Origin of the sequence: Embleya sp. NPDC005971 (assembly GCF_040629175.1) — a bacterium.
Classification (GTDB): Bacteria; Actinomycetota; Actinomycetes; order Streptomycetales; family Streptomycetaceae; genus Embleya.
The window spans coordinates 108,612-131,251 of sequence record NZ_JBEXUX010000026.1 but is presented as its reverse complement, the minus strand read 5'-3'; the positions used below and the strand labels follow the sequence as shown (position 1 = coordinate 131,251).

Below are 22,640 nucleotides of genomic sequence, written 5' to 3'. Positions count from 1 at the left end.
TTCCTATCTCGCCCGGGGGTCGTCGATCGCACGGTCTCGTCTTTATCCACGCGCCCCTTTCCCCGCCCGGGGCTGATGTTGGCGGTCGGCCCGCACACGGGCCGACCGCCGAACGTACTCCGCGCCCGCGTCAGCCGGCCGGAACGTTGTCGACGTGGGGATGCCGTCGATCAATGATCCCGGTCGCCGTGCGGACTCCCGTTGGATCTTCTCGTGGAGGGGGCTGGCGCTTCAGGACCCGAAGGTTCATAATTATCTTATGATCATCGTGAGGTAGATACATATGGCCTCCCTCCGGACCCAGATCGCGAGGTTCCCGTCATGACCACCGCCGTCGTCACCCGCGGCCTCGTCGACCCCTCCCGCGCCACCGGCGACGAGGCGACCGTGGCGAGCACGCCATCGAGGCAAGCCGGCCTGCACAACGCCTTCGGATGGGGGCCACGCCTGGCCGCCACCGGCGTCACCTTCGACGTGATCACGGTCGACATGCCCCTGGGCCTGGCGGCGTTGCAACTGCTGCGCGGGCGGGACATGCCGCTCGGCCCGGTGATCCTCGACGACCGGTGGCGCCGTATCGGCTTCCTGGTGCCGCCTCAGCGCGACGACCCCGTCCCCGAGGTCGAACTGCGCTGCGGCCCGCGTCAGGTGGGAGTCGGCGCGTGGGTCGTGCTGCCCACCGGCGACCAGGACACCATGGTGACGTGGCTGCAGCCACCCGCAGCCGGCGACCACCTCACCCCGACCGGGATCGTCCGCGAGGCCCTCCGCGAGGCCGCGACCACCCTCGGCACAGCGAACCCCCGGGCCTGATCCACTACTCCCCCGGCGCGACTCCACCTCGCTGACCCCCACGTCAAGAAGGCCGGAGTGCGCGCGAAATCCAGATGGACGGCGTGGGCCCTGGTCACAAACCACCCTCCCGCTCACCCTGACGAACGACTCGGGCCGCAGCGAACCGGAACGACCTCGGCACCCCATCGGACTCGGATCTCGTTCCGAAACGATCAGCAACTCCATTCGGCTTGCAGGAGTCGGTGGGGAATGCCGTCGGTCCAGCGGGCGGTGAGGGCGAAGCCGGCGGTGAGGCGGCCGAGTTCGTCGGCGGCCATGACGCCGCGGTCGCCGTCGACGACGACGATGAGGTTGTCGTCGGCGTGGTCGAGGTAGGGGTGGCCGCTGTGGTTGGCGGAGACCAGGCAGGGACGCACGTGCGCGGGGCCGAGGGCGGCGAACGCCTCGGGTGCGAGGAGGTCGCGCAACATCGCGAGGGAGGGGGCGATGTCATCGGTGGAGCCCCCTGTTCGGATCCATGCCGTGATGTCTTCGCGCGAGGTCAGCCGGTTGGCGAGGACGCTGTCCCCGGAGCATTTGAGATAGCGGCGGCCGTCGGGGTAGCGCAGCGGGGACATGACGATGCCGCCGTAGCGGATCTCGCCGTCGCGCTGCTTGAGGTACATGATCGCGGGCATGTCGTCGGCGACCGGGTCGGGGGCTTCGACGAGGACGACGGTCGCGCCGAGCGTGTCCATCGCGAGCCTGCGGTCGAGCAGTCCGCCCGCGTTGGTGGAGGCGCCGGTGGCCAGGACGACCGTGTCGGCGGTCCACGTCGCGCCCGAGCGTGCCGTGACGCGGCGGCCGGTGCCCGCGATGCTTGTCGAGACGACCTCGTCGCGGACGAGGGTGGCCCCGGCCGCGGTGGCGGCGGCGAGTTCGGCGGCGGTCAGGTCGCGGGGGTTGACGATGTACGCGTCGCGCTGCACGACCGCGACGTGCCCCGGTTCGAAGCGCAACCGCGGGTACGCCGCGCGGAGTTGATCCTCGTCGAGGCGTTCCACCGGGCGGCCGACGTCGGCGGCGTTGCCTGCGAACCGGTCGAGGTCGAACCATTCGGACAGGTCCGGGTCGTGCAGGCTCCGCGGCATGACGGCGAGCGAATGCGAGGGCTTGGTGAAGGAGATGCCGGTCCGCTCGGCGAGTTCGGCGAAGCGGTCGATGGACCGGCTTGCGAGCAACGCGGCGACGAGGGGGACCTCGAGGACGTGGCCCATGCGCCCCTGGTCGTAGTGGCCGGCCCAGACGCCCTCGTGGTCGATGTGGGTCGCGGGCTCCGCGGGGCCGATCACCACGGTGCGGGCGCCTTGGTCGGCGAGGTGCCGTGCGGTGGCCGCGCCGATGGGCCCCGCACCGACGACGGCGACGTCGAATCGGTCCGTGGATGCGCTCATGGACTGCCCTGCTTTCCTGACGATGGGTTCGGACCTGTCACTCGTGCGACGAGCGGATCCGGGGTTTTGGGAATCGCGGAAGTCCGCGCCGTGGTCGAGGCGGGTTTGGCGGGCGCCCGCGCGTCGAGGTGAACGCCGGTGTGGGCGAGCGGACGGGCGCCGTGTCGGCCCTCGCCGATGGCGACGTGCACGCCTCGGCGGCGCCGACCGTGTGGGGGGCGGACGCCGCGCCGACGGCGGTCGGCCGGGACGGGATGCCCCGACCGGTCCGCCGTCGGCGCGGGACGCTGCTGCGGCCCGGCTCAAAGGTCCGGCTCAACGCTCCGGCTCAAGGCACGGTTCGGGACACGGCTCGGAGATCCGGTTCAGAGCACCCGCTCCGTACGGTTCTCGGTGCGGTACATCGTGATGCCCAACTGCGGGAGCACCTCGCGCAGGAAGGGTTCCGGGTCGACGCACCCCTCCGGGGCGAGGACGCCGGTCCTGTCGATCTCGCCGGCCACGAGCCGGCGCAGGAAGGCCGCGGCGGGGATGGCCGTGATGTCGGCGGCGGAATCGTCGTTGTCCGGGTCGGACATGTCGCTGTGGGTCTCGATGGAGACCGATGCGGGGGCGCCGTCCTTCTCGCCCTCGGCGCGGATGTGGAAGACGGCGCCGATCGGGGCGTCGGACACGTCCGTCTGCACCGCCTGTTCGCCCTCGGTGCTGCTGAAGTAGCGGGCGATGTACGCCTGGGGCGACATGGGCAGTTCGCCGCGTTCCGCGCTCATGAGGCCGAGGTCGCCGAGCGTCTTGTAGATGTCGTTGCCGGCCTGTTGCCACCAGGTGAAGCCGCTGGTGGCCTCCTTGAGGCCGGGGATGAAGCGCGGGAGGGTGATCGGCTCGGCGTGGCCGAAGTAGCCGAAGTCGCGGGGGCCGTACGGTGCCAGCAGTTGGAACTGCCGCGGGTTGCTCCATGCCGGGACCTTGCGGTATTCGCCGTCGAGGTACTGGGTGACGTCGCCGCTGAGCGAGTGGAACATGTGCTCCAGGATGGTCGGGCCGAGGTTGGCGACGAACGGCAGGCCCATGACGACGTGGACGGCGTCCGCGCGGTCGAGGCCGTCGCAGGCCCAGCGCGCCATCAGGTTCGTGGTGCCCGGGGCGACGCCGCAGCCGGTGAGGACGGTGACGCCGGCGGCCTTGGCACGCTCGTCGTACCGGGGGTCGGTGACCAGGGCTTCGGCGACGTCGTACTCGTCGCAGATGTCGATGTAGTTCGCGCCGGCGCGGATCGTCGCGTCGACGATCGGCAGCGCGAAGCGGTAGAAGGGGCCGACGCCGTTGAAGACCACGTCCGCGCCGGAGACCACGGCGGTGACGCTGTCCGGGTCGGTGGCGTCGAACTGCGCGGCGCGCGCGCCGATGCGGTCGGCGAGCGCTTGTGCGCGCTCGGCGTCGAGGTCGGCGACCACCAGGTCGTCGACGCCCGGGAAGGCGACGGCGCGCTTGGCCACGCGGCTCGCGACCGCGCCGCTGCTGAGAATTACGATCTTCATGGAGTCCTCCGTGGACGTGTGGTGCGGGTGTGCGCGCAGGGCGCGGGGCCGGGACATCCGTGGGGCGTGGTCCCGGCCCGGGTCGTGGTGTGCGGCGACGTCACCGAGGGTGCGGATGCGCGCCTTCCGGTGGACGGATTCGGGCCGGCCGTGCCGCCGGCGCCGACTCGGCGAGGCTCAGGTGGCGGTCGCCCCGGATTGCCCGCCGGTGGCCGGGGTGCGGCCGGATTTCATGACGACGGCGAGGACCACGCAGATCGAGCCGACCGCGCCGGCCACGAAGAATCCGGTGGTCCAGCCGGAATCCGTGTACACCTGGGGAATGTCGAACGTCTGTGCGCCGCCCTCGGTGGTCATCGTCGCCCGGTAGGGATGCGCGGCGAGGATCGCGGTCAGCACCGCCGTGCCCAGCGCGGCACCGAACGACTCGGCGAGGGTGAGCATCCCGGCCGCGACGCCCTGTTGTTCCTCCGGGACGGCTTCGATGACGAGGTTGTTGTCGCAGCCGTAGTAGAGGCCGAACGCGAGGCCGAAGAGCACGCCGACCGGCAGCAACATCTGCCACGAGTCGTGAAAGAAGCCGTACAGCAGCATCGACGCGGCCATCGCCACGAGGGACACCAGCAGGGGCAGCCGCAGCCCGGTGCGTTTGGCGACCGCGCCCGCGGCGGGTCCGGCGAGCATCGACGGGATGGTCTGCCACGTCATCAGGTGGACGGCGAGCGCGGTCAGCCCGAAGCCGAGGGCGTATCCGATGTCTCCGTGGAAGACGACGCTCGGCGCGATGTTGTCGATCGGCACGCCCAGGTCGGCGGCGAGGCCGGCCAGTACCCCGCCGTCGACCGCGTCCGCGTCGGTCTGGGCCATGTAGGCGATCGCATAGCTCTGGATGCCGATCATGACGTTGGCGAGCAGACCGATCGCCAGGACGATCGACACCTTCGGGGCGCGGAGCAGGGCGGGGTCGATGATGGGGTGGGACGTGCGGCGTTCCCACGCGGGGAAGGCCGCCAGGAGCACGAGTCCGGCGACGAGGTAAGCCCACGCGCTCGGGCGGCTCCAACCCCAGTCCTCGCCCTCGCTGACGTACAGGAGGATGAGGGCGGCGCCCGCGCCGAGCAGTACGGAGCCGATCAGGTCGAGCCGTTGCCGGACGCGTACGGTGCTTTCCGGGACCACCGCCCACAGGAGCGGCACCAGCGCCGCGGTGTAGACGACGAGGAACCAGAACATCGACCGCCAGCCCCACGTGTCCGACAGCGCCCCCGCCAGGAACGGCGAGGCCAGCGCGGAGACGCCGATGCCGGTGGCGAGGACGCCGACCGCGACGGTGACGTGTCTGCGGGGCAGGATGTCGCGCAGCAGGCTCGCGGCGATCGCAGTGATGGCGAACGAGGTCGCCTGTAGGGCGCGCCCGGTGAGGAACAACGCCCACGACGATGTGAGCGCGCACAGCACGGAGCCCGCGAGGAAGAGCACGGTACAGCCGAGGAGCAGCAGCTTCTTGCCGTGGATGTCGGCGAGTTTGCCCAGGATCGGCGTGGTCGCGCCGCCGACGAGGCCGATGATGATGATCATCCAGCTCAGATCCGCGCCCACGGTCGGGAAGGAGTGGCCGATGCGCTCGGTGGCGGTGGCGACCAACGTGTATTGCAGGGGCGCGACTTCGGTCACCAGCACCACCACGGCGACGACGGCCGACAGACGGGCGCGCGAGGCGCCGTCGAGACGGCCGCCGCCGGGCGGCGCGGTGCGGACGGCCGCAGGTCTGGCGCCCGGTTCGGAATCGGACGGGTTTGCGGGCATGGCGGACTCCCCGAGAGCGATGACGGGTTCAAAAACGCGGACCGGCTGCGGGCGGCACGGAGTGAGCGCCGGAAATTCGGCGTCCGTCGGCGGGGTCGCCGCGGCGCGTACGTCATCGTGTTATCCCTACCTGCTAAAGTCAACAGCCTGACCCTTTTAGGAGTTCGAATGACCGGCGAGACGACACGGCCGAAGGCGCGGCGCACGTCGGCGGGTACCGCCGAACCCGCGGCGACGGCTCCGGAGGGCGCCGCGGCGCCGCGCGGCCGGGTGCGGTCCGGCGGCCGGAGCGAGAAGGTGCGCCGAGCCGTCGCGCAGGCCGTTCTCGACCTACTCGCGGAAGGCGTGGTGGACTTCGGCCCCAGCGAGGTCGCGGCGCGCGCCGACCTCAACCGGAAGACGATCTATCGGTGGTGGCCCACCTACGACGACCTCGTCCGGGAGGGCCTTGCCGCGCACTCCGGCGCGGTCGAAGTGCCCGACACGGGTTCGTGGGCGAAAGACCTGCGCCTGCTCGCCGACCGCCTCGCGGCCTTCTTCGCCGGCCCCGTCGAGGTCAGTACGAGCGCGATCATCGCCGGCCGCCGCAATCCCGAACTGAGCACGTTGATCCTCGAACACTTCGAACCGATCCAGGAATCCTGGCGCGCGGTCGTCACCCGTGCGGCGGCCCGCGGCGAGATCGACCCCACGTGCACGCCGGAAGCGGTCGTGAACCTGCTGGTCAGCCAACTCGTCCTGGCTCCACTGCTGCTCGGGCGCGCATCCACCGGTGCCGAAGTCGACGCCCTGGTCGACCTGGTCCTGCGCGCGACGAGGCGCTGACACAGCGAGGTGACCACCCCGTCACCGGGCAGACCCCGGTGGTCGGCCGCGCCGAACGCCGACTGGCGGGATCCGGCCGTCGCCCTCTCGGGCGTCCCAGGCCGCCCCGATCTCGTCGGCCGGGCGACGCGGGCGGCCCTGTCCCGCGCGGACACGGCCGTGGGGCAGCGTGGTCGTCACCGCCCATGGGCGGGCGTGGTCCAACGGTACGAGAGCGGTGGGAACTTATGGCCGAATGACCGCTGGTCGACGACGGCGGGCCTTGAGACGCTCACAGTCTCTGGAAGGGGGCCCGCCCATGAAGCGGAACCCGCTCATCGGCGCGTTGAGCGTCCTGGCATTGGCCTCGGCATCGATCACGGCCGCACCCACGGCCCAGGCGACCGTGGGAGACGCCCTGTGCACGGTGCCCAGCAGCGACTCCTCGACGTACTCGCCGCCGCTCGGCCTCACACCCACAAGCACCACCGTGACGATCACCCGCGACCTGAACACGTGCACGTCCCTGAGCGTGCCCGCCATCAACTCCGCTCCCGTCACGGTGCACAGCGTCACCATCCCGTCCTACTCGTGCCTCACCCTCCTCAACACCGCTCCCACCACCATCAGCTTCACCTGGAACACCGGCGCGACCACCACCGTCACCGGAACCCGCACCGTCAACCTCGCCGCCGCCGCACTCACCACCACGGTGACCGGCACCGTCACCTCCGGCCTGTTCACCGGCGACACCGTCGTCTATCAACTCGTCGCACCCTCGACCGCCGTCCTCGCGTGCACACTCGGCCTCGGCACCGTGTCCAGGATCGACAGCATCGCCACACTCACCATCAACTGAACCGCGCCGGTCGCGGCCGATGGTGCCCTTCCGCGCGTCGACCGCGAGATCCGCACCATCATCGGCACCACCATCGCGATGGAGTCGATCAACGCCCGCTACGGCGGCGGCACCGCCGGACGCACCTGAGCCGAACCGACGAACGCAAAGTCGATCCCGGTACTTCTTGTCGTCGTGCGTCACCCGTCGGCGAGGCGTTGGATGGTGGTGCTCAGCCAGGTCTGGAGGTCGGCGGGGTCGCCGAGTTCGCAACGCAGCACCCGGCGGCGGGTCGAGACGCCGAGCACGAAGGCGTCGATCGCCGCGGCTCGGCTGCGGGCCTCCGTGTCGTCCAGGCCGCTCTCGCGCAGGTAGCGGTGCAGGGGCTCCAGCGAGTGCGTGTCGAGGAAGGCAGCCAGCGCCTCCGCCGCCTGCGGGCGTTCGCCGGACGCACGTTGCAGGACGAGCAGCGGGTCCTCCCCGGATGCACCGAACCAGCGCTGGGCGATGCTCGCCGCGAGGCGCGAACCCAGCGCGGAACGGTCGCCCTCGAAGGAGTCGGAGACCGGGATCTCCACCCTGGTCGCCGCCAGGAAAAGACCGTCCTTGCCGCCGAAATAGCGCGTGATCAGGTTGGGCGACACACCGGCCGCGTCGGCCACGCCTTTGACCGTGATCGCCGCGTACCCGTGCTGGGCGAACAGGCGTTGTGCGTGCTCCAGGATCCGCTGCCTGGTGGCGGCCGCATTGCGCGAAATCATGTGTACGAGCATACACATCATGTGTACGCTGATACACATGAATGACGAGATGCGGGAACGACTCCGGCGGACGCGGCGTGTCACGACCCCATGGAGTGACGACGGGAAGCGCGGCGTCAGCGGCACCCGCCTCGACGAACTGCTCGACCGCTGGGCGAACGGATACGACTGGGGCGTACACGAGCGCCGCATCGACGACTTCCCGTGGGTGACGGTGCAGGCAGGGGACACCGACCTGCGTTTGATTCACCAGCGGTCCGCGGATCCCGGCGCCCCGGTGGTCGTACTGCTGCATGGCTGGCCGGACTCGGTGTTGCGGTTCGAGCGCGTCCTCCCGTTGCTCGCGGACATGCACGTGGTGGTTCCCGCACTGCCGGGCTTCCCCTTCGCGGCCCCGCTCACCAGTGCCGGCATGTCGGCCAACCGGATCGCCGGGATCGTCGCGGACGCTCTGGACGAGCTCGGTTACTCGCGGTACACGGTGTCCGGCGGCGACGTCGGTGGCACCGTCGCGGAAATCCTCGCGGCCGAACACCCGGACCGGGTGGCTGCCCTGCACCTCACGAACATCGCCCCGCAGCGTGCGCTCACGGCGGACCGCGCGAAGCTCGCGCCCGACGCTGTGGCCTACCTCGATCGGTCGACGCAGTGGTTCCGGACCGAGGGTGGGTACATCGCCGAGCAGTCGACGCGGCCGAACACGCTCGCCGTCGCCCTCGGCGACTCACCCGCCGGCCTCGCGGCGTGGATCACCGAGAAACTGGAGTCCTGGTCCGACGAGTCGGCCTTCACTGCGGACGAACTTCTCACCTGGACCACCGCCTACTGGGTCACCGGCACGATCGGCACCTCGTTCACCACCTATGTCGAACCGGTCGCCCTCCCCGACCGGATCGAGACACCGACCGTGCTCTCCGTGTTTCCGCGCGACATCAAACCGGAACCGCGAAGCTACGCCGAGGCGTTCCTGAACGTTTGCGATTATGTGGAACACCCTGCCGGCGGCCACTTCGCGGCCTGGGAACAACCGGAGACCTACGCCGACGACGTACGCCGTGCAATCAAGCTGGGCGGCTGAGACGCCCCGCGACAAGCCGCCACACCGCGGTGGACCGAGCGGAAACCCCGGCCCCACCCTCGATGTTCGGGCACGTCGGCACGCAATCCGATGGCCACCTGTCGCAGGATGTAGTTGGGCGGACAGCCCGTTCGGCGGGCGCTCACGTCTCGTTGCGTTCCCGACGGCCCGGGACGTCGGCCGGTGTCGCGGGGTGTGCGGCCACCGGTCGGTGGGTCGCACGGGATGCCTTCGGTGGGGACGGGACGGGTGCGAGTCGCTTGTCAGGCGCCGGGATCGGGTTGTATCGGCTCGGTGAGGTGGGCGCGGACCGCTTCCAATTGTGCGGCGAACGCCAGGCCCAGGAACAGCGCGATCGAAGTCAGGTAGGCCCACAGAATCAGCGAGACGAACGCGCTGAGCGGCCCGTACACCGAGTCGAACGAGCCGCTGAGCCGGACGTACAGGCCCAGCAGCCACGTCAGCAGCACCCACAACACCACGTACACGGCCGCCCCGAACGCCAGCCACGTGAAGCCGGGTTGGCGGCGGCGCGGTGACCACCGGAACACCGCGGACGCCGAGATCAGCGCGAGCGCGATGCCCACCGGCCAGCGCATGGTGTTGCACACCGTCCGCTGGGTGTCGCTCCAGCCGTAGACGTCACCGGCCGCTCCGACGATGTCGCGACCGGCCGCGGTCAACAGTACGCCGAGGCCGATCGGGATGCCCACCACGAGGGTCATCACCGCGGCGCGGCCGTACTTGCGCACGAACGGACGGTCGCGTTCCACGCCGTAGATCCGGTTGGCGCCACGCTCTATCTGACTCATCGCCGTCGCGACGTTGACCAGCGCGAACAGCAATCCCAGGGAGAGTGCGATCGCGCTGCCCTCGCCCGCTTCGCGCAGCGTGTCCTGCACGACCGCCGAACTGGGGCCGGTGGACAGCCGACCGAGGACCGACGAGACGAACCGGCCGAATGTGTCCGTGTGCAAGACCCTGGACAGACCGACGACGGCGATCGCGAACGGCAACACCGACAACACCATCTGGAGCGCGAGTGCGCGCGAGTGGGTGAACCCGTCCGCGTACCGAAAGCGGGTGAACGCGTTCTTGACCAGCGTCCAGCCGCCGTATCGGCGCAGTGTCGCCCACGCCTCGTCGGCCGAGAGCTCCTCGCCCTTCATGTCCCGCGTCTGGGGAACCCGCATCGCTGTACCCATGGGCGACTTCTGCCCGACGACGGCGGATACAGCGCGCGGAACCGGAGGGTTTCAGGTGGTCACCCGCTCCGGACACGTCCCCACCGACACCACCCCGCGCATGCCCGGCGCTCGCCCGGCGGCGCGGTCAGTCCTCACCCGCCGGCGTCTCCCTCACGTCCCGTCCGGTGGCCGCGAACGCGAACCACATCTCCTCGTACCAGACGCGGTTCCGCGCGAGCTCGCCGAGATCGCGCACGGTGGCGTACCGGTCGTGCGTCGCCGGTTGCAGCGTGAGCGGGAACACCCGCGCCACGTCCGCTTCCCCAGGGTGCGCGCTCAGCACCCGGAACTCCCACGTCTGGAGACCGTCCGACATCGAATCCGGCTCGTTGCGGCACAGGACGTAGTGCTCGTGCCGGTGGTGGACGCGCGAGCGGGCCCGTACCGCCACGGGCCTTTCCGCGCCGGGCAACTCGCTGCGGATACGGCCGATCGCACGCCACGGCGCCTCGGGCCGGTGCAGCCCGATCACGTCCGCGGCCAGTTCACGGCGCAGCTCGGCATACAGCGGTGCGATCGCGGTGAGCCCGTCGACGGCGTGCGCGACGTCGCCGTCGTTGTCGCACCACATCATGCTGTGCTCCCAGCGCGCGATGCGCTCGCGCACCCACGGTTTCAGCACCGCGTCGATCCCGGCATCGAGCCGATCGCCGTACTCCGCCCACTTCACGGCGAACAGCGCCGCGTCGTAGACCTTGCGGAAATCCTCGAGCAGCCCCATCGCGTCCCCCTGCACGGTCGTACCGTCGCAACCGTGGCCGACGGTACGCGAACGCGCGCGCCGGGGCGAGATCGAGGCGGGACATCGGCGTCGAAGACGCGCAGGCCGCGACGAGTTCGTCGGCCCGGGCGGTGCACGTCTCCTCCGCCGGCGGCGGGGCCGACGCCGGAAGCGTTTCGCCCGCGCCGGCATCAAGCGCCTTCCCGACCTGGTCCGGCCCGCCTCGGCCGCACGATGCCGCCCGATCATCGCTGTCCCGGCGCGGGACCCGACGCCGGGGCCGAGAGTCCTCGGGTGGGCTGCCGGACTCGACGCCGGGGCGGTGGCCCGCCCAAGGACGCCTGGCCGCATTCGGTGCCCCCACGGGCCCGTTCCGGCAATGGTCGGCGGGCCCGCCTCCGGTGATACTCGGCCCTCGACTCGCCGTCCGTTCCCGTCGTGAAGGTCAGGGGCGTTGTGGCCGGGGGTGGCGGGTGAAGGTGCTTCGGTAGGCGGTCGGCGTGGTCTGCAGGGCGCGTCGGAAGTACAGCCGAAGGTTCGCCGCCGAGCCCAGTCCGCATTGCCGAGCCACCTGATCGATCGAGTGGTCGGTGGTCTCCAGGAGTTCGCGGGCAACCCCTACCCGGGCGTTGACCAGCCATTGCAGCGGTGTGGTGCCGGTCTCCTCGGTGAAACGGCGCATGAACGAGCGCTGCGACATACGAGCGTGGCGGGCGAGTTCCTCGACGCTCAGCGGCTGGTCGAGGCGCTCCAGGGCCCAGGCCCGCGTCGAACCCAGGGACGTGTCACCGACGACCGCCACCGGCGCCGGCACGTACTGGGCCTGACCGCCGTCGCGATGGGGAGCAGCGACCAGGCTGCGGGCGATCCGGTTGGCGGTGACCGCGCCCAGGTCACGGCGCACGATGTGCAGGCACAGGTCGATGCCGCAGCACACCCCTGCCGAGGTGAGTACCTCGCCTTCGTCGACGTAGAGCACGTCGCGGTCCACCGCCACGGCCGGGAACCGCCGTTCGAGCTCGTCGACGTGCCGCCAGTGGGTGGTGGCGTGCAGCCCGTCCAGGACGCCGGCGGCAGCCAGCGCGAAGGCGCCGGTGCAGATCGACACCACCCGCCGGCCCCGGCCGCGGGCCTCGGCCAGCACGTCGAGCACCGCCCGGGGCGGTGGCCGCAGCAGCGGCTGGAAACCGGGCACGATCACGGTGTCCGCACGGCGGACCTGGTCGAGTCCGGCGTCGATGGCCAGACCGAAACCACCGGTGGTGGCCACCCGGTCGGACAGGGCGCACACCGTCAGCGCGTAGGAGGTCTCCGGACGGCTGCTGAACACCTGCGTGGGGATGGCCAGATCGAGCGGGGCCACCCCGTCCAGCACCACCACGGCCACCCGATGGACACCCATGGCAGCATTCTAATGAAGATAGGCATTATTGCCACTCGTTGATGCGGCGTGACGGAGCGATTCTCGACATGTGACCGAATCTGTTCCGCAGCACGTAACCGATGGGCGCCGGCTGCCGACGTCAACGCGGTGTGGGAAGCCACCGCGCCGCACACCACGCCCCGGATCGCCCGAACCCCGCAGCCCGTTGTCTGCCCCGAGGGGGCATCAGCATCGATTCCGCAGGCCTGCCCCGGTCCCGGGCTCATCCCCGAGGCGGCAACCGATGAGCAGGCTCGGGCCGTTCACCATGCCCACCCGCCCTGTCGGGGCTCGGCTCGATCGGGGCCGTCGCAACGCAGGCGGTCGGAAGGCCCCCGTCGCTCGATGGGGGGAGAACCGCCGCACGAGCCTGGCACTCCCCCGGGCGAACGCGCATGCAGGAGACCGCGCCCTCCTCCCACGGGTACCGAACGCCCTCGGGTGCGGCGAACGAGCGCACCGACGCCACCGCCCGGACCCACCGAACAGGTACGTCGCACCGCCCACCGCCGACCCGCGACAGCGCACTCGACCCAGCCGGAAAGGACGAGCGTGAACACCCACTCCTCGGACACCGACCGTATGCCGCCGCCCGACGGCCGAGCCGTCACCGGCCGCCGTCCGCGATTCGCGAGCCTGCTGCTGCCGGCATCGATCCTCGTCTCCTTCCTGGCCGCCTCCAGCGCGCCGACCCCGCTGTACGCGACCTACGCCCGCACGTGGCACTTCTCGCCGATCACCACCACCGTCGTCTTCAGCGTGTACGCCGTCGCCGTGCTGCTCGCCCTTCTCGTACTCGGGCGGCTGTCCGACCACGTCGGTCGCCGCCCGGTACTGCTGGCCGCGCTCGCGGTCCAGACCATCGCAATGGTCGTGCTCACCACCGCGGACGGGGTGGACGCCCTGCTGATCGGCCGCGCGCTGCAGGGCATCTCCACCGGCGGGGCACTCGGCGCACTCGGCGCGGCGATGCTCGACGTCGACCGCAGACGCGGCACCGTGGCCAACGCCACCGCGCCGGGAATCGGCACCGGCACCGGCGCGCTGCTGTCCGGGCTCCTGGTCCAGTACCTGCCGGCGCCCACCCACCTGATCTATCTCGTGTTCGTCGGCGTCTTCGTCCTGCAAGGCATCGGAGTGGCCCTGATGCCGGAGGCGACGACCCGCAAGCCCGGTGCGCGCGCCGCTCTCGTGCCGCGGCTCGCGATGCCTGCCGGTCTGCGCGGCCCCGTGCTCGCGGCGGCGCCCATCCTGTTCGCGGTGTGGGCGCTCGCGGGTTTCTACGGCTCGCTCGGTCCGGCGCTTGCGCGGCAACTGTCCGGCTCCCCGTCGGCGGTGGTGGGCGGGCTCGGATTCTTCCTGCTCGCCATGGCCGGGTCCCTGTCGACCGTCGCACTCGACCACACCCGGCCCCGCACCGTCATGCTGCTCGGCATCGCAATGCTCGTGGTCGCCATGGCGGGCATACTGCTCGCGATCGACCGGTCCTCGACTGTCGGGTTCTGCGCCGGCACCGTCGTCGCGGGCATCGGTTTCGGGGCCGGATTCCAGGGCGGCATTCGCACCGTCGTCCCACTCGCCGCCCCACACGAGCGGGCCGGCGTGCTCTCGGTCCTCTACCTCGTCTGCTACCTCGGCATGGGCGCGCCCTCCGTCATCGCGGGGATCTCGGTCGTGCACGGAGGAGGACTCGTGGGCACCGCCCGCGCCTACGCGCTCTTCGTCGTCCTGCTCGCCCTCGCGGCACTGGTCGCACTCCTCCCGACGAGCCGTTCGGCCCACAGCGCCACGACAAGCGGAGCCGGCCCCGATCGATCGCCTCACACGGCCGCAGGAGAGCGCAACAACGACAAATGCCACGACGTCCCCACCCGCATCAGAGCGTGCACCGAAGCGGAATGCCGCTGAGGAGACGGCCGGAAAGGGACGGATCCGACCGACCACGTCCAAGGTTCCCGGCTCCGGTTCTCCATCACCGATCCGGGTGATCGACTCCTCGAGCACGCGGCGGGCGAGCCGACTCGGAGTCGGGCGCCGTTCCACCGGGCCCGACGAGTTGCCGTCGCCGGCCCCGGCCCCGTCACGAGTCGAGGGCGCTGGGCAGGCGAGGTGGGCAGCCCTTGATGTACGAGGCGTTGTACTCGAAGTGCCAGACCTCGTTGTCGTACAGCCGGCACCAGCCGTACTTGCCGCCCTTGGCCTGGAGCCACGCCTGGGCGTTGGCCGGGTAGATGTCCACCGCGATGCCCTGGACGTGCATCGACTTCTCCGGCGGCAGCACCCAGCGCAGCGCCTCCTCGCGGGAGCCGACCTCGGCGATCTTCTCGTCCAACAGCTTTTGTTGGTGTCCCCAGCCGCGTTTGCCGGAGTTCAGGTTCAGCTCGATGCCCTCGGCCGCCATCGCCTGGTCGATCTTCTTCCACGCGGTGTACGCGGCCGGTGTGAGCGCCTTCGGGTTTTTGGGCGAGTCCACGTCGTTGGCCGGCGACTTCACCGCCGAGGACGCGGTCGACGCCGTGGGCGCGGGGGCGGGCTCCGCGCCCACCGCCGTATCCGTCCGATCGTTCTTGCCGTCTTCATCTCTCAGGGACAGGGTCGCCCCGAGCCCGGCCCCACCGAGCACCAGGACACCGGCCAGACTCCACACGATCGGCGTGCGTCGGCGGCGTCGGCGCGGTTCCCGACCGTCCGCGCGTCGGCGTTCGGCCGGCTCGGCCGGGGCCTCCGGCGCGGACGCGGGCCGCCGAGTCGGCGCGGACGGCTGGTCGCGCAGGTACCAGTCGGCGGGAATCGGCTTGGTCGCGGCGTTGAACAGGCCGGGCACGCCCGCCGTTTCGGATGTGTCCGCTGCTGTCGTGCTCTGCGGGCGCCTTGAAGTATTCGGGGCATGCGCTTCGTTGGGTGGATCGCCTTCGCTGGGTCGAGGATCGCTGCCCGTTGCGTCTTTCACCGGTGAACCCTCCTCGTGGGGAGCCCGGAGCCTTTCCCGGTTCACCTTTCGCACTCGCCCACACGGGTCGAAGCCGATGTGGGAAAACGCACCGCAACCGACAGCGGCCGGCCTGCGTTCCCCTCGAAACACCGGGTCGAAGAGAGGATCGCACCCGGCGGTACGTCAAAACGGTCACCGTCCACCACGCGGACCCCGACCGGTAGGCGGCCGATCCCACCGAGGCAAGGCCGCCCGAGGGGCCGCGTCCAGCCTGCTGATTTCCCGCGAGGCCTGCGGGGCGTAGCGGACCGTCAAGCTCATGGGGTGTAGGGGTGCCGTCGGAGTCGACCCGGCCCGAGAAGTCACCGGTACGCAGTCGCTCGAACCGGGCGCGGTCCTCGGCGCGTTCCTGGGGGGTCAGGGCTCGTTCCGGCACGATCTTCGCGTGCAACCGGTCGAACGGCGGGTTCGCGAGTTATTCCTCGAACTCCGGGGCCTCTGCCGGGGACAACGTCTCCCGGATCTCGGCGATCGTCGTGGGCCTGTCGTCGTTCGCCACCGGAGCCTCCTTCACGGTGTGCCTGCCGGCGGGTTTTGGTGTCCGTTCGACTCCTCGTGCCCGGTATGGCGGTCCCGCGTCCGGAATGCGGTTGTTCGGCCGGCGAACCGCGCCGGTGACGGTCTCGGCGGTGTCGGCGCGCCTGCGGTCGGGTGTGGTCGGTGTCGTGACGGGCCCGGCCGCGCCGATCGACGCGATCGCCTGCGGCATCCCCATCGGACGGCAACTCGGGAATGGTGCCTGGGCAACGGGATGCAACGCCGCCCGGAGCGCGTCGGGCAACTCGCCGCCATCGACCCGAATGAAACCCGCGAGAATGGTCGGTCGCCGCAACGAGGACTGGATCGTGTCGTTCTCGGGGCCCGGTCGGGGTCGGAGGCGCCAGGAGCGCAGGTGTTCGGCGACGGTGTACACGTCGGCCTTATCGGTGTCGACGGCGCGGGCGAGGTCGACGAGGGCGCCGTACGGTGGATCGACGCCCTGGTCGGACGCGGCCATGGACGCGACGGCGACACCGCACGGGGCCGGGGCGCGCCAATCCGTCAGTGGATATGGTGTCCCAGCCAGCCGGCCGCGTCCTCGGCGTCCCAGTCGTAGTCCGCGTCGGACTGGACCACGGGGATGGGGACGGGATAGACCCCTACGAGCGCGACCTGACCGTTGCTCGTGCTCTCGGAGACTCCCTTGATCGCCGCCACCTCGGCGACGACGAAGGCCTCCAGCAGGGTGACGATGTCCTCGACGAACTCATCCCCCATCGCGGCCAGTTCCAGCACGGCGTTGAACATCTCCGCGCTCTCGCCGATCAGTTCGACGGCTTTCTTGTTGAGATGGACGAAGTACCAGACGCCATACGACTCGCAGTAGACCTTCGGGCCGTCCTCGGCCAGGACCCGCCCGGCGAACGCGCTCACGGCCTCGCCGGTCAGCCCTTGCTGCGCCGCCTCCTTCTCCCACTCCGGCCGGATCACGTTCAGCACGTCGTGCGCGGTCGGCTTCGGCCGGGCCCGCGCCTGAAGCGCCCCACGCGCCACCGCCTCCACGTCCAGCGCCGCCGTCGGGTCGAAACCCTCGACCTTCCAACGCTCCAGGCCCGCCCGGATCCGGGCGGCCCTCTCCCGAACCTGTTCCTGCGTGATTCCGCCGGTGGTGTCCGACACGACTCCCCGCCTCCCCAAGCTCCTCAGGCTGCATCGACCCCGCCATTGAACCCGAGCCCCCCGACCCGACCCCATAGTCGATCCGGCCACCTTTCCCGCCACACGAGACCACCGCCGCGCCCGGGCCGACCCCCCTCGCAGGGATCCGCGCCGGCGGTCCGGGCGGCGTACGCGAGAGAACGGGGCGACCTCCGCGCAGCCGGCGTCACCCCGGGGACGGACCGGTCGTCGGAGCCGACGTGCCGGCCGGCGGCGCCGCGTACGAGCGGCCACGTCGTCGCGCCGGTCGCCGGCGGGTGCGCAGCGCAGCCAGGTCCCAGCAACACCCCGTGATCCCCCATGGGACGGAGCCGCCGGGGGCGTCGGACCCGGCTCGGAAGATCACGCGGGAGAACGTGTGCGGTCGGCACGTTGGGGTCGCCTTCATGACACGGGTGCCGGGGCGGAGTGGGTTGCGTACGTGGGGACGGATCCGGTCCGGGCGTTGGAGGAGTTCGTGACGGCCTGGCATCGCGTCGAGCACGCCCCGGCGGGCGAGGACACGGCCCGAGTCCCGCGTTACCGACCTCGCCGGCCGGCCGATCGTCCACGATTCCTCCCGATCCGGCGCGGTCGAGCCCGCCCCGAATCACGTCGCTCCGCGTCTGGTGTGTCGGGCGATACCGACACCGCGCGCCGGTCCCCGGGATCCCACGGACCGCGCCAGGCCAAGACGCGGGCGGCGTCGCGACACGCACCGGTTCGCCCCCGTGCATCGCTCCCCGGCCACCGCACGAGCGAACGGAACCCGACTGCCCAGCCCCAGCCCCGGCCCCGGCCCCGGCCCCGGCCCCGGGCAGTCGAACGGCCTGCCTCCCCGGATCTCGGCGTTCACGAAGTGCGTGTCGTAGCGGTTTCCACTCGCCGAGCGCCCGTACGCCGCCTTGCGCCACTGCGCGACCACGTGAACCGCCACGAACCGTCCGCCCGGCCGTGTCCGATGAGCCAGGCGAGGCCGAACTCACGTAGGACAGCCGGTTGTCGACGGCCCGGCCCCGAGCGGACGACGGTGCGGTGGACGTGGCGGTGGTGATCCGGCCGGTCATGGCGGCCTCCATGGGCGCGGTGGTGCGGACGGGTGGTGGTGGCCGAACAGCCCCCGTGCGACGCACGGGGGCTGTTCGGCGAACGTGGGTCACGTCGGTCGTCCGACGTGTCGGACCGGCCCCGCCGATGTTGCGTACGGGGTGCCGATCGCCTTGGCAGGGGTCAGTTCGGGTCCGGAATCCAGGAACCGTGGATCATCGCCGGGATCCGGCGCGGGAGACGGACGGTGGCGACCGGGGCGGCGGTCAGGTCACGGGCGTCCAGGACCAGCAGTCGCGAGCGCTCGGTGTTGAGATCGCCGACGACGGTCAGGAGATAGCCGTGGTCCTCGTCGACGGCGTCCGCCGCCGCCACGAAGACGGCCTCGCTGGGGAGTTGGCCGACGCCGACCGGACGCAATTGCCGGGCACCGGTGGCGCGGTCGTACTTGACCAGGGTGTGGTTGCCGATGCCTTCGTCGTTCGGGAAGGCCAGTGCGTACTGATAGCGGTGAATGCGGCCGAGGCGGCTCTCGTTGATGGTGGGGAACTCCACGATGAGGTCGTCGGTCTGCTCCTCGCACGCGGTCCCCGAAGCCGGATCGACGACCCAGCGGCGATTGGTGGAGCCGGAGGTGGGTTCGGCGCCACGGCCGGGGCGGCCGGTCCACCACGCCCACGAGCGGTCCCAGCCGGTGCGGTCCACGGTGGAGCCTTCGATGACGATCCGGCCGAGGGCGTCCTCGTAGGCGTTGGCGAAGTGCATGCCGAAGCCGGCGGCGACGTCGTACCAGCGGATGGCGGCGGCGCCTGCCGGGCCCTGCGGCATGACGCCGATCCGGCAGGGCTGGTCGTCGCTCCATCCGTACGGGATGCCGGAGTGTTCGGTCGGATCGAAGGTGACGGACCCCTCGAGGAAAAGGACGTGGTTCTCGGTGATGGCGAAGTCGTGCTTGAGTGCCGCGCTCGCGCCCGGCACTTCCTGACTGATGGTCAACTCGCCGTCCCGGGCCACGACGTAGTAGGTCAGGAAAGGCGCGAACGGTGACGAGGCGAAGAAGTGCAGGTCGCCGGTGACCGGGTCCTCCTTCGGATGCGCCGTCATGAAGGAGGTCAGCTTGCCGCCGAAGTCGTAGGCGCCGACGGTGTCGAGTTCGGGCGTGATCTCGTACGGGAGCGCGGACTCGCACAGCGCGAGCAGGCGGCCGGCGTGTTCGATGACGTGCGTGCCGGCCGTGCTGACGGTGAAGTCGGGACCGCGCTCGGTCGCATACGGGGCACCGTCGAGTGCGGGGGTGCGGACCCAGCGGTTGCGGTACCACTCGGCACGGCCCTCGCGGAGGCGGATGCCGTGCACCATGCCGCTGCCCTTGAACCAGTGGGAGGTGACGACACCGGGCTTGGGGTTGTGGCTCGCCCGCAGCAGGCTGCCGGTCAACTCGGGCGGGAGGGCGCCTTCGACGATCAGATCGGTGGCGGTGATCTCGTCGGCGACCGGGGCGTAGTGCCCGGAGAGGTAGGGCTTCTTCTCGGTGCTGTCGTGGCTGTCGACGGAGTTCATGGTGAGCTTCCCTTCGAAAACGTGGTGCGCGGTGGTGGTCGGGGCCGGGGCGAGGTCGGTCAGGAGCGCTCGGCGGCCGGTGTCGGCGTGGCGGGGTCGGTTGCCCGACGGGCGAGCAGCGGGGTCAGTGCGGTACCGACGGCGGCGATCGCCGCCGAGACCAGAAACGCGATCCGGTAGCCGTCGGTGAGCGCCACGATGTGCGTGGTGCCTCGGGCGGCCTCGGTCCGGGACGCGGCCAGCGTGCCCAGCACGGCCAGTCCCAGCGCACCGCCGATCTGGCGCGTGGTGTTGACCAGTCCGCCGGCCAGTCCGCCGTCCTTGGCCGGGACCCCGGTCACGGCGGCGCCGGTCAACTGCACGAACGCCGCGCCGAGGCCCAGGCCGACCACGACGGTCGGGCCGAGGATGTCGCCGGTGAAGCTGCCGTCGGCGGAGATCTGCGACAACCACAGCAGCCCGGCAGCGAGCAGGGTCATGCCGACCGTGAGCGTGGGCGTCGCCCCGATCCGGCGGGCCAGCCTCGGGGCGATCGCCGCACCGATCATGTTCGCGACGGCCAGCGGCAGTTGGGTGACCCCGGCGCGCAGCGGGCTGTCGCCGAGGACCTGTTGCTGGTAGAGCGGAAGGAAGAAGAACAGGCCGACCCAGACGCCGCCCAGCAGCGCCATCACCACATTGGCCGGGGCGACCGCGCCGACCCGGACCAGTCGGGGCGGCAACAGCGGTCGGGGGTGGCGCAGTTCCAGTACGGCGAAGAGCACGAGCAGGACGGCGGACACGGCGATCGACGCCAGGACCCATGTGTCGGTCCATCCGGAACGGCCCGCGGTGGTCAGGCCGTACACCAGGGCGACCAGCCCGAGGGTGACGGCCAGGGCGCCGCCGATGTCGAGGGAGCGCAGGCCGTCGCCCGTCGTGGCGGAGTCGGGCAGTACGCGCAGGCCGACCGCCAGGACGGCCGCGGCGGCGAGGGCGCTCGCGAAGAACACCGCGCGCCACCCGAGCCCTTCGGTGAGCACACCGCCGAGCAGGACGCCCGCGGCGCCGCCCGCGCCGGATACCGCGCCCCACACGCCGAGCGCCTTCCCGCGCGCGGGGCCGGGTGGGAAGACCTGCATGACCAGGGACAGCGCGGCCGGCGCGACGGCCGCGGCGCCGACGCCCTGTGCCGCGCGGGCGGCGATGAGCACACCGCCGCCGGTGGCGATCCCCGCGGCGGCCGAGGCCGCCGTGAAGATCACGAGTCCCGCGTTGAGCACCCGGCGGCGGCCGAGCAGGTCGGCCACCCGCCCGCCGAGCAGGAGCAGCGCGCCGAAGGCCAGGCCGTAGGCGTTGATGACCCAGGCCATCCCGGTGCCGGACAGCCCGACCCCGTCTCTGACCTGTGGCAATGCCACGTTGACGATCGAGGTGCTGAGCACGACGACGAATTGGGCACAGGCCAGTACGGCAAGGATCGGCCCGGATCGGGCGACGTGCGGAGCAGCCGCCGCGGCGGTGGGCGCGCCCGCGCGGCGGCGGCGGGGACCGGACATGGGAGCCTCCTGGACATTGTCGATTGTGAGTGATTGATCAATCATTCTTTGGGTCCAAAAAAGAGCCCTCCGCGGGCAGCGCCCGGTCGGCGCGCGTTCAGTCGCACCGCCCCTCGGCGCGCGCCTTGAGGTTGTGGAGCCAGTGGTCCAGGGAGGCGTCCAGCGCGCCCTGCAGGAACTCCCGGTTCGCCTCGACCGGTTCGCCGGCCCAGGACTCCTCGGTGTGCACCACGACGCCGTTCTCGGTCTTGGCGAACGTCCACACGTGGACCGCGGTGATGCCCTGCGCGGGGCCGCCCCACACGATCCGCTTCTTGGGCTGCACCTGCTTGACGGTCGACGTGATGCCTTCCAGGCCCTCGGTCGACCAGACCCACGACGAGCCCGGACGCAGCGCTCCCGGCGTGCGCTTGACCACCGAGGAAACGCCCGGCTGCCAGGACGGCCAGCCCTCGACGTCGGTCTGGATGCGCCATACCCGGTCCAGTGGCGCGTGGATGACGATCTCGTCACGGGTGATGACCGGCGCCGACTCGTCGACGCCGATGGGTGCCGTACCGGCGCCTACGGCCAACGGCAGGGCGGTGAGGCCGGCGATGAGGGCTGCGAACATGACGGTTCCTCCTGGGTTGCTTCGGTCACCGATCCGATCGCCGACCATGACTGATTGATCACTCACTCTTCGATCCGAAAGCAGCCGGGAGCGACACGACGCGGTGCGTCGGGTCGCCCTCGGAACCTCCGGGGATGGTGCGGGATGCGCGGGAGTCCGCGACTCAGTGGTGCCGGATGCCCGTCGTGAGCGTCCGGGCCCACGGGCCGTCCGCCTCGTGCGCGCCGATGGCGGACACCAGGTGACACAGCGCGCCCCGGGCGAAGAACTCCTGGACCTGCGCGTCGGTGCCGCCCGAGGCACCGCGCACATACTCGACGAGCCGTGCGTATCCGGTCCGCACCACATCGCGGATCACCACCTCGGACGCGGCGGCGGCCTGGGCGTGGATCTGCACCATCAGCAGGTCGTTGTCGCTGATCAGGCGAGCGTACTCGTCCCCCATCGCAGCCAGTACGACCTCCGCCGAACTGCTCTCGGCACCTGCGGCACCGCGCTCCAGACTCTCCCGAATCCGCGCGAAGCAGTGCTCGACCACTGCGGCGAACAGGCTTTCCTTGTTGGGGAAGAGCCGGAACACGTACGCCTGCGAAATGCCGGCGGCCTTGCCCACCTCTGCGGTCGTGGTGCCGAAGTAGCCCCGGGCCGCGAAGGCGCCGATCGCGGTGCGCAGCACCGTTCCTCGGCGTTCCTCCGCGGTGGAGAGCGTCCTTCGTTGTTCCGTCTTCATGTGAGTACTCAATCACTCACTCTTTCGAGGTGTCAAGCA

Annotated in this window: 18 protein-coding genes and 1 pseudogene; 5 read left to right on the top strand and 14 right to left on the bottom strand. The window is 71.0% G+C overall.

Annotation, left to right across the window (positions count from 1 at the left end):
• Window positions 1-321: 321 nt before the first annotated feature.
• Complete coding sequence (locus ABZ374_RS23485) at window positions 322-813, top strand: hypothetical protein (protein ID WP_360314081.1); 492 nt, start codon at window positions 322-324, stop codon at window positions 811-813.
• A gap of 194 nt (window positions 814-1,007) precedes the next feature.
• On the opposite strand, the gene ABZ374_RS23480 is transcribed toward ABZ374_RS23485, so the two are convergent.
• The 3 genes from ABZ374_RS23480 to ABZ374_RS23470 form a co-directional block, all read right to left on the bottom strand.
• Window positions 1,008-2,228 carry an FAD-binding oxidoreductase gene (locus ABZ374_RS23480; RefSeq protein ID WP_360314079.1) on the bottom strand — a complete coding sequence of 407 codons (1,221 nt, stop codon included), beginning with the start codon at window positions 2,226-2,228 and terminating at the stop codon, window positions 1,008-1,010.
• 365 nt (window positions 2,229-2,593) lie between these two features.
• A complete protein-coding gene (locus ABZ374_RS23475; RefSeq protein WP_360314077.1) occupies window positions 2,594-3,766 on the bottom strand; it encodes a saccharopine dehydrogenase NADP-binding domain-containing protein in 1,173 nt (390 codons plus the stop codon).
• Window positions 3,767-3,943: 177 nt separating this feature from the next.
• A complete protein-coding gene (locus ABZ374_RS23470) occupies window positions 3,944-5,572 on the bottom strand; it encodes an MFS transporter (RefSeq protein ID WP_360314075.1) in 1,629 nt (542 codons plus the stop codon).
• 168 nt (window positions 5,573-5,740) lie between these two features.
• Here ABZ374_RS23470 and ABZ374_RS23465 point away from each other — a divergent pair, with 168 nt between their 5' ends.
• Both ABZ374_RS23465 and ABZ374_RS23460 read left to right on the top strand, forming a co-directional pair.
• Complete coding sequence (locus tag ABZ374_RS23465) at window positions 5,741-6,397, top strand: TetR-like C-terminal domain-containing protein (protein ID WP_360314073.1); 657 nt, start codon at window positions 5,741-5,743, stop codon at window positions 6,395-6,397.
• Between the two features lie 298 nt (window positions 6,398-6,695).
• Complete coding sequence (locus tag ABZ374_RS23460; protein ID WP_360314071.1) at window positions 6,696-7,235, top strand: hypothetical protein; 540 nt, start codon at window positions 6,696-6,698, stop codon at window positions 7,233-7,235.
• Between the two features lie 179 nt (window positions 7,236-7,414).
• Here the strand turns inward: ABZ374_RS23460 and ABZ374_RS23455 are convergent, their stop codons facing one another.
• Window positions 7,415-7,975, bottom strand: coding sequence for a TetR family transcriptional regulator (locus ABZ374_RS23455; protein ID WP_360314069.1), 561 nt, complete (start codon window positions 7,973-7,975; stop codon window positions 7,415-7,417).
• Window positions 7,976-8,012: 37 nt separating this feature from the next.
• Here ABZ374_RS23455 and ABZ374_RS23450 point away from each other — a divergent pair, with 37 nt between their 5' ends.
• Window positions 8,013-9,053 (top strand): epoxide hydrolase family protein, encoded by a 1,041-nt coding sequence (locus ABZ374_RS23450; RefSeq protein ID WP_360314067.1) that lies wholly within the window; start codon window positions 8,013-8,015, stop codon window positions 9,051-9,053.
• A 263-nt stretch (window positions 9,054-9,316) separates the two neighbouring features.
• Here the strand turns inward: ABZ374_RS23450 and ABZ374_RS23445 are convergent, their stop codons facing one another.
• The 3 genes from ABZ374_RS23445 to ABZ374_RS23435 form a co-directional block, all read right to left on the bottom strand.
• Complete coding sequence (locus ABZ374_RS23445) at window positions 9,317-10,258, bottom strand: YihY/virulence factor BrkB family protein (RefSeq protein ID WP_360314065.1); 942 nt, start codon at window positions 10,256-10,258, stop codon at window positions 9,317-9,319.
• Between the two features lie 127 nt (window positions 10,259-10,385).
• Complete coding sequence (locus tag ABZ374_RS23440; RefSeq protein ID WP_360314063.1) at window positions 10,386-11,021, bottom strand: hypothetical protein; 636 nt, start codon at window positions 11,019-11,021, stop codon at window positions 10,386-10,388.
• A 445-nt stretch (window positions 11,022-11,466) separates the two neighbouring features.
• Entirely contained in the window at window positions 11,467-12,423 is a 957-nt protein-coding gene (locus ABZ374_RS23435) for a helix-turn-helix domain-containing protein (RefSeq protein ID WP_360314061.1), read from the bottom strand.
• Window positions 12,424-12,996: 573 nt separating this feature from the next.
• On the opposite strand from ABZ374_RS23435, the gene ABZ374_RS23430 reads away from it, so the two are divergent.
• Window positions 12,997-14,352 carry an MFS transporter gene (locus ABZ374_RS23430; protein WP_360314059.1) on the top strand — a complete coding sequence of 452 codons (1,356 nt, stop codon included), beginning with the start codon at window positions 12,997-12,999 and terminating at the stop codon, window positions 14,350-14,352.
• Window positions 14,353-14,524: 172 nt separating this feature from the next.
• On the opposite strand, the gene ABZ374_RS23425 is transcribed toward ABZ374_RS23430, so the two are convergent.
• From ABZ374_RS23425 to ABZ374_RS23395, 7 genes and pseudogenes are all read right to left on the bottom strand, one after another.
• A complete protein-coding gene (locus ABZ374_RS23425) occupies window positions 14,525-15,268 on the bottom strand; it encodes a D-alanyl-D-alanine carboxypeptidase family protein (RefSeq protein WP_360314057.1) in 744 nt (247 codons plus the stop codon).
• 1,042 nt (window positions 15,269-16,310) lie between these two features.
• Window positions 16,311-16,445, bottom strand: a pseudogene (locus tag ABZ374_RS23420) (toxin Doc); the annotation flags it as partial.
• A gap of 32 nt (window positions 16,446-16,477) precedes the next feature.
• Window positions 16,478-17,095, bottom strand: coding sequence for a hypothetical protein (locus ABZ374_RS23415; protein WP_360314055.1), 618 nt, complete (start codon window positions 17,093-17,095; stop codon window positions 16,478-16,480).
• A 1,248-nt stretch (window positions 17,096-18,343) separates the two neighbouring features.
• Window positions 18,344-19,720 (bottom strand): carotenoid oxygenase family protein, encoded by a 1,377-nt coding sequence (locus ABZ374_RS23410; protein ID WP_360314053.1) that lies wholly within the window; start codon window positions 19,718-19,720, stop codon window positions 18,344-18,346.
• 59 nt (window positions 19,721-19,779) lie between these two features.
• On the bottom strand, window positions 19,780-21,258 hold the full coding sequence (locus tag ABZ374_RS23405; protein ID WP_360314051.1) for a DHA2 family efflux MFS transporter permease subunit: 1,479 nt from the start codon (window positions 21,256-21,258) through the stop codon (window positions 19,780-19,782).
• A 97-nt stretch (window positions 21,259-21,355) separates the two neighbouring features.
• A complete protein-coding gene (locus ABZ374_RS23400) occupies window positions 21,356-21,871 on the bottom strand; it encodes an SRPBCC family protein (protein WP_360314049.1) in 516 nt (171 codons plus the stop codon).
• A 163-nt stretch (window positions 21,872-22,034) separates the two neighbouring features.
• Window positions 22,035-22,601, bottom strand: a complete 567-nt coding sequence (locus ABZ374_RS23395; RefSeq protein WP_360314047.1) for a TetR/AcrR family transcriptional regulator — start codon at window positions 22,599-22,601, stop codon at window positions 22,035-22,037.
• Between the last annotated feature and the right edge of the window lie 39 nt (window positions 22,602-22,640).

Coding starts and splice junctions, on each gene's coding strand:
- ABZ374_RS23485 (WP_360314081.1), top strand. CDS start 322: ATGACCACCGCCGTCGTCACCCGCGGCCTCGTCGACCCCTCCCGCGCC.
- ABZ374_RS23480 (WP_360314079.1), bottom strand. CDS start 2,228: ATGAGCGCATCCACGGACCGATTCGACGTCGCCGTCGTCGGTGCGGGG.
- ABZ374_RS23475 (WP_360314077.1), bottom strand. CDS start 3,766: ATGAAGATCGTAATTCTCAGCAGCGGCGCGGTCGCGAGCCGCGTGGCC.
- ABZ374_RS23470 (WP_360314075.1), bottom strand. CDS start 5,572: ATGCCCGCAAACCCGTCCGATTCCGAACCGGGCGCCAGACCTGCGGCC.
- ABZ374_RS23465 (WP_360314073.1), top strand. CDS start 5,741: ATGACCGGCGAGACGACACGGCCGAAGGCGCGGCGCACGTCGGCGGGT.
- ABZ374_RS23460 (WP_360314071.1), top strand. CDS start 6,696: ATGAAGCGGAACCCGCTCATCGGCGCGTTGAGCGTCCTGGCATTGGCC.
- ABZ374_RS23455 (WP_360314069.1), bottom strand. CDS start 7,975: ATGATTTCGCGCAATGCGGCCGCCACCAGGCAGCGGATCCTGGAGCAC.
- ABZ374_RS23450 (WP_360314067.1), top strand. CDS start 8,013: ATGAATGACGAGATGCGGGAACGACTCCGGCGGACGCGGCGTGTCACG.
- ABZ374_RS23445 (WP_360314065.1), bottom strand. CDS start 10,258: ATGGGTACAGCGATGCGGGTTCCCCAGACGCGGGACATGAAGGGCGAG.
- ABZ374_RS23440 (WP_360314063.1), bottom strand. CDS start 11,021: ATGGGGCTGCTCGAGGATTTCCGCAAGGTCTACGACGCGGCGCTGTTC.
- ABZ374_RS23435 (WP_360314061.1), bottom strand. CDS start 12,423: ATGGGTGTCCATCGGGTGGCCGTGGTGGTGCTGGACGGGGTGGCCCCG.
- ABZ374_RS23410 (WP_360314053.1), bottom strand. CDS start 19,720: ATGAACTCCGTCGACAGCCACGACAGCACCGAGAAGAAGCCCTACCTC.
- ABZ374_RS23405 (WP_360314051.1), bottom strand. CDS start 21,258: ATGTCCGGTCCCCGCCGCCGCCGCGCGGGCGCGCCCACCGCCGCGGCG.
- ABZ374_RS23400 (WP_360314049.1), bottom strand. CDS start 21,871: ATGTTCGCAGCCCTCATCGCCGGCCTCACCGCCCTGCCGTTGGCCGTA.
- ABZ374_RS23395 (WP_360314047.1), bottom strand. CDS start 22,601: ATGAAGACGGAACAACGAAGGACGCTCTCCACCGCGGAGGAACGCCGA.